This window comes from Microbacterium sp., from assembly GCF_036277215.1.
Classification (GTDB): Bacteria; Actinomycetota; Actinomycetes; order Actinomycetales; family Microbacteriaceae; genus Microbacterium.
In genome coordinates this window covers 1-9438 of record NZ_DASUNI010000136.1, presented here as the reverse complement: position 1 = coordinate 9438, position 9438 = coordinate 1, and the positions used below count along the sequence as shown (strand labels likewise).

Here is a 9438-nt window from a genome sequence, read left to right as displayed (position 1 = left end):
GGCCATGTCTGTTCGCCCTTTCGACGCCGGGTCGGAGCGGTCAGCGACCGAGGCCTCCGTGTTATCCTGAATGCTACTCTTACCGGCCTCGAGCCGGTTTCGTGAATGCCCGGGTTGACGCGGCGGACTGCCCCCGCACCGCCCGCGACTCAGAAATGAGGGGGTCTCGCATGGGGCGTGGCCGTCAGAAGGCGAAGCACACCAAGATCGCGCGCGAACTCAAGTCCTACAGCCCGAGCGTGAACTACTCCGCGCTGGAGAAGGAACTGGGTCATCCCGACGACGAGCAGTACGTCGACAAGTGGGCCGACCAGTACGCCGACGAGTACGAAGACGAGAAGGCCTGAGTCATAGGTCTCACGTCGCCGTGCCGTCGCGCTGAGTCCGCGCGTCAGGCCATCGTCTGCTGGGCAGCGCGGCGCGCGCGCCGTGCCTTCCACCACGTCCAGAACTGGTCCAGCCGTCGCTTGAGCCAGCCGGCCAGGCGCCCGGCCCAGCGGAACTCGGTACCCAGCACCGCGAGCCCCAGGAAGACCACGAGCCAGCCCGGCCCGGGCAACGGGATGAGCAGCACTCCGCCCGCGGTCAGCAGGCCGCCGACGATTGCCACCGCCGTCCGATAGGCCTGCTCGAGCCGCGGATACCGCGACACCCACGCACGCGCTCGGCGCAGCATCCGTCGCACAGGCTGATCAGGGCGCTCGGCGTCGGCGATCTCCGCGCGGACGGTGCGCTCGAGGTCGGCTGAGAAATGCCGGCCCCACACGGCGTCCGCGGCGGGGGGACTGGGCAGCTGATCGCGGTGCATATCGGCGACGCTAACACGATATATCGCGTGCCGGCTGGGAACCGGCTTCGAGTCACCAGGCTCCGTGCCGCCGCTCCCACTCGTCCTCGATCGTGACGCGCCGGGCGACGGCGACTCCCGCCGGGATCGCCGACGCGACGACTGCAGCGAGGACGAGTATGGGCCCGGTCCACGATCCGGTCGCTGCGTGCAGCAGACCGATGCCGACCGGGAACAGTGCGACGATCCCATAGCCGATGCTCTGCACGAAGCCGCTCAATGCGACCGATCCTTCATGCGTCCGCGTGCGCAGTCCGAGCAGCACCAGCGTCAGCGGGAACAGCAGCGGCTCGAGCCCGATGAGGGCCACCCACAGCCACGGAGCGGCCTGGGGGGCGAAGAGCAGCCCGGCGAACCCGGTCAGGCCGCAGGTCACGGCGACCCCGAACAGCACCCGGGTGGCGTGGTACCGCGTGACCAGCAGCGGCACGACCAGGGAGACGGGCAGACCCATGGCGGCGAACAGGGACAGCAGCGCACCCGCGGCGGCGGGCGTGACGCCGGCCGTATCGACCAGCAGCTGAGGGAGCCAGGCGAAGGAGGTGTAAGCGATCGTGCCGGCGGCGAGGAAGCCGACCGCGAGCGCCCAGGCGAGAGGGATCCGCCACATGCGCCCGAAGACCTGCGGGTTGGGCGGTTCGATCTCCTCGTCAGCGGTTCTCGCCCGCTCGCGGACGAGCATCCCGATCCACGGGATGAGGGCGATCCCGGCGAACACGGCCCACAGGCCGAGCGAGAAACGCCAGCTGGACGCGTCGGCGACCGGCACGGCGACCAGAGGAGGAAGGAACGAGGCGACCGCCATCGTCGTCGTGTAGATGGTGGTCATGAGCCCGATGCGATCGGGGAAGTACTTCCGCACCAGCGGCGGGAGCAGGATGTTGCCCACTCCGACGGCGGCGAAGATCAGCGACGTGCCCAGCAGCAGGGCGACCGAGTCGGTCGCGAACCCCCGCAGCACCATGCCCACGGTCACCACCGCGATCGAGATGACCGTGAGTCGCTCGAGCCCGAGCCTGCGCTCGAAGATCGGGGTCAGGATGCCGAACACGGCGTAGCAGACCGGTGGCGCGGTTCCGATCAGCCCGATGATCGCCGGTGGCATCGCGAAGTCCTCGGTGATGTGGTCGATCAGCGGCGAGAGGGAGGCCACCGCGGAGCGCAGTGAGAACGCGAAGAGGATGATCCCGATGACGGCGAGAGATCTGCCCTGCCACAGCGGGCGCGCAGCGGCGAGCCGGGGATCGGGGGCGGGGGTCACGTCTCAAGCCTACGGGCGACCGTTCGGGCGCCCGGCCTTGCCGTGCGGCGTCCGGAGCGCTGAGATAGGGCAACGGAAGGGGATCGCGATGGAGCGACCGGAGTTCACCATCGGCATCGAGGAGGAATACCTGCTCGTCGACCGCGACTCCAGGGCGCTCGGGGTGGCGCCGGAAGGATTCCTCGAAGACTGCCGCGCCGATCTGCAGGATCAGGTCAGTCCCGAGTACAAGAAGTGCCAGGTGGAGATCGGCACGGTGGTCTGCCGAACCGTGGGCGCGGCGCGCGATGACCTGCGACGGCTGCGTTCCACCATCTCGCATCACGCGGGCCGATACGGGCTCGCGCCGATCGCGGCATCCTGCCACCCGTTCTCGGACTGGAAGACCCAGCACCACACCGACAAGGAGCGCTACCGCGGCCTGGAACGAGACCTGGCCGGCGTCGCCCGCCGGCTGCTCATCTGCGGGTGCCACGTGCACGTCGGCATCGGCGACAACGCGCTGCGCAACGACCTCCTGCGGCAGATGCCGTATTTCCTTCCGCACCTGCTGGCCCTGTCGACATCGTCGCCGTTCTGGCAGGGCGAGGACACGGGTCTCGCCTCGTACCGCATCTCCGTGTTCGACAACCTCCCCCGCACGGGGCTGCCGCCGGACTATCAGAGCTGGGCGGAGCTGCAGCGATCGGTCGGCGTGCTCGTGGAGCTCGGCATCATCGAGGACTCGTCGAAGATCTGGTGGGACATCCGGCCGTCGCACCACTACCCGACACTCGAGACCCGGATCATGGACGTCTCGCCCCGGGCGGAGGACGCGCTCGCGCTGGCAGCGGTCACGCAGTGCGTTCTGCGGATGCTGTGGCGCCTGCGTATCCGCAATCAGCGCTGGCGCATCTACGACCGGTTCCTGATCGGCGAGAACCGCTGGCGTGCCCAGCGCTACGGAGTGACCGAGGGGCTCATCGACTTCGGGGCCAACAAGATCGTGCCCTTCCCGCAGCTCATGGCCGAGCTGATCGAGATGATCGCGGAGGACGCGGATGCGCTGGGGTGCCGGTCGGATGTCGAGCGCGTGCTGACGATCGCATCGGCGGGGACGTCAGCCCAGCGCCAGCGCGCCGTCGTGGCAGAGGCGACGGCGTCAGGCGCAGACGAGGATGAGGCCATGACCGCGGTGGTGGATCACCTGATCGAGGAGTTCCACCACGACCTGTGAGCGGTGCGCCGTGCGTTTCGTCTCGGTCGGTGGTCGTTGAGCGAGCGGCCGGTCGTTGAGCGAGCGAAGCGAGACGAAACGCCGGTCGGCGCCCGCGTCAGGACTCCTGCGAGCCCTCGACCCACTCGAGGTACTCCTCGCTGACGGTTCCGGTTACGTAGCGGCCGTCGAAGCAGCTCATGTCGAGGTCCTCGACGTCCGAGCCCTCCAGGATCGCCGCCTTGAGGTCGTCGACCTCCTGGTAGACCATGTAGTCCGCACCCAGCTCCCGCGCGATCTCGGGAATGGTCCGTCCGTGGGCGACGAGCTCGTGACGCGAGGGCATGTTGATGCCGTACACGTGCGGGTACCGCACCGGCGGTGCGGCTGAAGCGAAGGTCACCGACAGCGCGCCCGCGTCCCGCGCCATCTGGATGATCTCCTTGCTCGTCGTCCCCCGGACGATCGAGTCGTCGATCAGCAGCACGTTCTTGCCCTTGAACTCGCTGGACATCGCGTTGAGCTTCTGGCGCACGCTCTTCTTGCGCACCGCCTGGCCCGGCATGATGAACGTCCGGCCGACGTAGCGGTTCTTGTAGAAGCCCTCGCGGTACTCCAGGCCGAGCTTGCGTGCGACCTGCATCGCGGCCGGACGCGAGGAGTCGGGGATCGGCATGACGACGTCGATCGCCCCCATCGGGGTGTACTTCGCGATCGTGTCGGCGAGGCGCTCACCGAGCCGCAGCCGCGCCTCGTACACCGAGATCCCGTTCATGATCGAGTCCGGACGCGCGAGGTAGACGTACTCGAACGAGCACGGCACCAGGCGCGGGTTCGCGGCGCACTGCTTGGTGTGCAGGTGCCCATCGAGGTCGATGAACACGGCCTCCCCCGGGAGCACGTCGCGCACGACTTCGAAGCCGCCGTTCTCGAGCACGAGCGACTCGGACGTCACGATCCACTCGTACGCCCCGGCATCCGTCTTGCGCGTGCCGATGATCAGAGGACGGATGCCGAACGGATCGCGGAACGCCAACAGGCCGTAGCCGGCGATCAGCGCGATTGCGGCGTACGAGCCCTCGACGCGCTCGTGCACCCGCGAGACGGCCTGGAACACCTGCTCGGGATCGAGCTCGATCCCCGAGATGGAGGCCTGCAGCTCGCCTCCGAGGACGTTAACGAGCAGCTCGGTGTCGCTCGAGGTGTTGAGGTGCCTGCGGTCGGTGTGGAAGAGCTCGTCGGTCAGCTCGCGCGTATTGGTGAGGTTGCCGTTGTGCACGAGGACGATCCCATACGGCGCGTTCACGTAGAACGGCTGCGCCTCCTCCTCACTGGATGCCGTGCCCTTCGTGGCGTACCGCACGTGGCCCAGGCCGATCGTGCCGAGGAGGGTGCGCATGTCGCGCGTGCGGAACGCCTCCCGAACCATGCCCCGCGCCTTGTTGATGTGGAACACGCCGTTCGGCTCGGCCGTGGCGATGCCGGTCGAGTCCTGACCGCGGTGCTGCAGCAGCAGCAGCGCATCGTAGATCTCCTGGTTGACCGAGCCCTGCCCGACCATTCCGACGATGCCGCACATGGGATCTAGTTCGCTCCGTGCTCGCTGTATGTTCCGACGAGGCGCACGGCGCCGCCGTCCACGCCCTTCGCGCCCTGCTCGAATTCGCCGTGCACGTCATCAGGCCGCGCTCCGTCGCGCACCACGCCGACCTGCCAGGTGTCGATGCCTTCCTTCGCCAGAGCGGATGCCGCGGCGTCCGCCTGCGCGGTCGAGACGACCGCGAGGAAGCCGATGCCGAGATTCCAGGTGGCCTCGGTCGACTCGAGGTCCAGTCCGCCGAGCTCTGCGAGCACGCGGAAGACAGGCGACGGCGACCAGGTGGATCGATCGACTTCCACCCACGTGTCGTGCGGAAGCACCCGGGCGAGGTTGGCGGCGATGCCGCCGCCGGTGACGTGGCTGAGGGCGTGCACGCCGTCGCCGAGTCCGGCGACCAGGCGCAGGAGCGGGGACGTGTAGAGCCGGGTCGGCTCCAGCAGCGCTTGGCCCCACGTGGTGGCGAAGTCGGCCGCGCGATCGCCGTAGCCGATGCCGGCCCCCGTCACGATGCGGCGGACCAGGGAGTAGCCGTTGGAGTGCAGCCCGCTCGAGGCGAGGGCGAGCACGACGTCGCCCGGGACGACGCGGGCGGCGCCGAGCATGCGATCGGCTTCGACGACGCCTGTCGCAGCGCCGGCGACGTCGTAGTCGTCGACGCCGAGCAGACCCGGGTGCTCGGCGGTCTCCCCGCCGACCAGGGCCGTTCCGGTCTCGGCGCAGCCGCGCGCGATTCCCGCGACGATGTCGGCGATGCGCTGCGGGACGACCTTGCCGCACGCGATGTAGTCGGTCATGAACAGAGGCTTCGCACCGACCACGACGATGTCGTCGACGACCATGCCCACCAGGTCGAGACCGATCGTGTCGTGCTTGTCGATGGCCTGTGCGATGGCGACCTTGGTGCCGACGCCGTCGGTGCTCGTCGCCAGCAGCGGGCGCGCGTACGCACGCAGGGCGGATGCGTCGAACAGACCCGCGAAGCCGCCGACTCCACCCAGCACCTCGGGACCGTGGGTGCGCCGCACGGCGGATTTCATCAGCTCGACCGCGAGGTCGCCGGCGGCAGTATCGACCCCCGCTTCGGCATAGGGGTTCACGGGCGCACGTCCGGGGGAGGAGGCGTCTCGGGAGGGTGATGCCACGGCTCCAGCCTACCGGCGGTCGGCCGAGACGGAGGCGCCGGACGCCGGGGTCGCGTGGGGGACGCCCGCCGTAGACTGGAGTCATGGGCGGGACGGGTGGTCCGGAGTGGCTGATCCGCGAGGATGCGGGGCAGCCGGTCCTGCTCGCGCTCTACCTGCGCCAGGTGCTCGGCATCCGCTCGCCGGATGAATTGCCGCATCTTCGCGGCATCCCTCCGCGCGGCAACGACCGGAGTGAAGAGGCGCAGGCCCTGCTCGAGCGCCAATGGCGCGAGTACTGGGCCATGACGGTCGAGCCGACGGCTCATCCCTCGCCGGTGCCGCTCGAGTTGGTCGACGGATTCGAGACCCTCGTGGCCCTTCCGTCCGAGGGCTCGGACGTGCTGCGGTCGGCGATCATCCCGCATGCCGCCGAGGCTCTGGCTTTCTCGCAGTCTGCTCACGAGCGCTACCGGAAGGATGCCGCGGCGAAGCCGGGCGTCTCGTACCGCGCGTACGCCAGTGCGATCGCCGAGCATGAGCGTCAGGTGGGCCGGCGGGCGCACTCGTTCGAGCTCAACGTGCAGGTGCTGCCACTGACCCAGCGCGGAGTGTGGTGGATCGGATCGCTGACGATCGCGGTGACCGACGGTCTGCGTGGAGACGTCGTCGCCTTCGACGCGGCCATCCACCCGATCATCGCCGAGCTCGCCTGACTCGGCGGCAGCGAAGGTGTCCGCGGGGTCACTCCTCGATGTGGATGGTCTCGCGATCGACCCGGACCTCGCGGGCTCGGCGGGCCAGCACGCGGTCGAGGATGAGCGCTACTACGCCACCGACGACGATGCCGACTGTGATGCAGATCAGCGCGACGAAACCGAAGACCTGCGCCTGCGAGTAGACCATGCCGGTGTTGGGGCTGGTGTCGCCGGTGCCGTTGAACGCGAACGTCAGGATCAGGGCCACCAGGATGCCGAGGCCCGCTCCTGCCGCCAGAAACACCGAGTACTTCGGCGCCCGCCGCACCCGGACCGTCTCGATGCGGTCTTCGACGACGGCGCGCGGTTCGCGCGCATCATCCGAGCGAGAGGATACCGCGGCATCCGGTTCGTCGGGGAACTGCTCGGCCATGCCTCCATTCTCTCACCGCGGGGCCGGGCCGGCTCCCCCGCGGGGCGGCCGCGGCGGCCGGGTTCGAGGCGTCAGCAGCCGAGCGTCGCGGCGGTCACGGTCGGAGCGGCAGCAGGTCGGACAGATCGGCGCGGATGCCGGAGGCGACGATGCGGCCGGCTGCTGCGGCATCCGCCCATTGCTCTTCGCCGGTCGCGAGCGCGATCCAGGTCGCCGCGTCGGTCTCGACGACGTTGGGGGGCGTCCCACGGGTGTGGCGCGGGCCCTCGATCACCTGCACGGCCCCGAATGGCGGAACGCGCACCTCGACCGAGCCGCCGGGCGCCTTCTCTACGAGCAGCTGCAGGAGGTATCGCACGGCGGTCGCCAGCTCGGCACGCACCGGCTTCTCGGATGCCGCGACCGCCGCACGCACGGCGGACAGCGCGGCGCGGCCGTCGCCGGTCGTGATTCTCTTCGGCACGCGTCCACGGTACGCCGGTGCGCTGACGCGACCGGGTCGGATCTCAGGTGACGTCGTCCTCGTCGCGCACCCAGCGGGGAGCGCGGTCGTTCGCGGGAGCGTCGAGATCGACCACCAGCGTGGTGACGTGCTCCGCCCGTGCCGGCCGGGCACGCTTGGAGACCACTCGGTCCAGAACCAGGGCCAGCGTGCCCATCAGCAGCAGACCGCACGCGACGCAGAACGCGGCGTAGACCCCGAAGACGCGCAGCACACCCGATGCCCCTGCACCCAGGGGGTCCGTCGCGTCCGGCCCGTTGCCCGCGATGAAGGTGAGGATCACCGCGACGAGAAGACCCAGGACGATGCCGGCACCCAGGAAGCGGCCGTAGCGCGGCGACGGACGCACCACGACGGACAGGAACTCGTCGTCGACGACGTGCTCGTCCTCGACGCCCTCACCGGCCGATGGGCCGCGTTCGGCTGCCATGCAGCAATTGTCCCACCGCTGGGGGTCGCTGGCACCGGGCGTTTCGTCCCGCTGCCGTCGACGGCCTCGGTCGTCGAGCGAAGCGAGACGAAACGGCCCCCCGGTGGTCCGAGCCCCGCTCGGTAGGCTGTGCGGGTGAGAATCCTGGTCCTCGGCCCGGGCGCGCGCGAGCACGCCATCATCCTCGCGCTGCGCTCGGAGGACGAGCCGCACGAGGTGTTCGCGGCTCCGGGCAACGCCGGGATCGCCCGGGATGCGACGATCGTGGACCTCGACGCGAACGATCCCGGCCTCGTCACCGACTTCGCCAACGATCATGCGATCGACCTCGTGGTGATCGGTCCGGAGGCGCCTCTGGTCGCAGGCGTCGCGGACTCGCTGCGCGAGCGCGGCATCCCGGTCTTCGGACCCGGTCGTGCGGCCGCCCAACTGGAAGGCTCGAAGTCGTTCGCGAAGCGGATCATGGATGCCGCAGGCGTTCCGACCGGCCGCGCGATCCGTGCGACGACCGTCGCCGAGGTGGAGGCGGCGCTCGACGAGCTCGGAGCACCGCATGTCGTGAAAGCCGACGGCCTCGCAGCCGGCAAGGGCGTCCTGGTGACCGACGACCGCGCCGCCGCCGTCGCGCACGCCGCCTCCTTCCTGCCGTCGGGCGCTGTCCTGGTCGAGGAGTTCCTGTCCGGACCCGAGGTGTCGCTGTTCTTCCTCAGCGACGGCGACCGCGTGCTGCCGCTGAGTCCCGCGCAGGACTACAAGCGCCTCGGCGACGGCGACGCCGGCCCGAACACCGGGGGCATGGGGGCCTATTCGCCGCTCCCCTGGCTGTCGGACCTGTTCGGCGACGAGGACGCGTTCGTCCACCTCGTCACCCGCGACATCGCCGAGCCCGTCATCCGACGGCTGGATGCCGAGGGCACACCCTTCATCGGACTGCTGTACGCGGGGCTCATCCTGACCGAGCACGGCGTGAAGGTGATCGAGTTCAACGCGCGCTTCGGCGACCCCGAAACCCAGGTCGTGCTGCCCCGGCTCGTCGACCCGCTGTCCGAGCTGCTGCTCGCGGCGGCGTCCGGCACGCTCGAGGAGCGGCCGCGGCCGGCGTTCGCCGAGGCGGTGGCGGTGACGGTCGTACTCGCCAGCGAGGGCTACCCCGAGGCGCCGGTCACCGGCCGCGTGATTCGAGGACTGGATGCCGCGGCATCCGTCGAGGGGGTTCACATCGCCCACGCCGCGACCGCCGTCGGGGGCGACGACCTCGTCGCGACGGGTGGCCGAGTCCTCAACGTCGTCGGCGTCGGCACCTCGGTCGCCGAAGCGCGCGTTGAACTCGATCACCTTCACGCCGTGCTCG

11 protein-coding genes are annotated in these 9438 nt (G+C 69.8%); 4 read left to right on the top strand and 7 right to left on the bottom strand.

The features are described from left to right. Positions 1–170: 170 nt before the first annotated feature. Positions 171–347: a DUF3073 domain-containing protein gene (locus tag VFX99_RS07100; protein ID WP_292825255.1), complete on the top strand. Its 177-nt coding sequence runs from the start codon at positions 171–173 to the stop codon at positions 345–347. Positions 348–391: 44 nt separating this feature from the next. Here VFX99_RS07100 and VFX99_RS07095 read toward each other — a convergent pair whose 3' ends face one another. Together VFX99_RS07095 and VFX99_RS07090 are read right to left on the bottom strand one after the other, a co-directional pair. After that, positions 392–808, bottom strand: coding sequence for a TIGR02611 family protein (locus VFX99_RS07095; protein ID WP_329665603.1), 417 nt, complete (start codon positions 806–808; stop codon positions 392–394). 52 nt (positions 809–860) lie between these two features. Beyond that, complete coding sequence (locus VFX99_RS07090; RefSeq protein ID WP_329665602.1) at positions 861–2108, bottom strand: CynX/NimT family MFS transporter; 1248 nt, start codon at positions 2106–2108, stop codon at positions 861–863. 88 nt (positions 2109–2196) lie between these two features. On the opposite strand from VFX99_RS07090, the gene VFX99_RS07085 reads away from it, so the two are divergent. After that, entirely contained in the window at positions 2197–3324 is a 1128-nt protein-coding gene (locus tag VFX99_RS07085) for a carboxylate-amine ligase (protein ID WP_329665601.1), read from the top strand. Positions 3325–3421: 97 nt separating this feature from the next. Here VFX99_RS07085 and purF read toward each other — a convergent pair whose 3' ends face one another. After that, positions 3422–4882 carry an amidophosphoribosyltransferase gene (gene purF, locus VFX99_RS07080; protein ID WP_329665600.1) on the bottom strand — a complete coding sequence of 487 codons (1461 nt, stop codon included), beginning with the start codon at positions 4880–4882 and terminating at the stop codon, positions 3422–3424. 5 nt (positions 4883–4887) lie between these two features. Beyond that, the gene (gene purM, locus VFX99_RS07075; RefSeq protein ID WP_329665599.1) at positions 4888–6045 is read right to left on the bottom strand and encodes a phosphoribosylformylglycinamidine cyclo-ligase; all 1158 of its coding nucleotides are present in this window, start codon (positions 6043–6045) and stop codon (positions 4888–4890) included. 83 nt (positions 6046–6128) lie between these two features. Between purM and VFX99_RS07070 the strand changes: the two genes are divergently transcribed. Further along, positions 6129–6740: a zinc-binding alcohol dehydrogenase gene (locus VFX99_RS07070; protein WP_329665598.1), complete on the top strand. Its 612-nt coding sequence runs from the start codon at positions 6129–6131 to the stop codon at positions 6738–6740. Between the two features lie 28 nt (positions 6741–6768). On the opposite strand, the gene VFX99_RS07065 is transcribed toward VFX99_RS07070, so the two are convergent. The 3 genes from VFX99_RS07065 to VFX99_RS07055 all read right to left on the bottom strand — a co-directional run bounded on the left by VFX99_RS07065 (position 6769) and on the right by VFX99_RS07055 (position 8087). Continuing rightward, a complete protein-coding gene (locus VFX99_RS07065) occupies positions 6769–7155 on the bottom strand; it encodes a potassium transporter Trk (protein WP_329665597.1) in 387 nt (128 codons plus the stop codon). A 94-nt stretch (positions 7156–7249) separates the two neighbouring features. Then, positions 7250–7618, bottom strand: a complete 369-nt coding sequence (locus VFX99_RS07060; RefSeq protein WP_329665596.1) for a sterol carrier family protein — start codon at positions 7616–7618, stop codon at positions 7250–7252. 43 nt (positions 7619–7661) lie between these two features. Beyond that, positions 7662–8087: a hypothetical protein gene (locus VFX99_RS07055; protein ID WP_329665595.1), complete on the bottom strand. Its 426-nt coding sequence runs from the start codon at positions 8085–8087 to the stop codon at positions 7662–7664. Between the two features lie 135 nt (positions 8088–8222). Between VFX99_RS07055 and purD the strand changes: the two genes are divergently transcribed. Further along, the coding region (purD, locus tag VFX99_RS07050; RefSeq protein ID WP_329665594.1) for a phosphoribosylamine--glycine ligase at positions 8223–9438 on the top strand (1216 nt) is incomplete at its 3' end.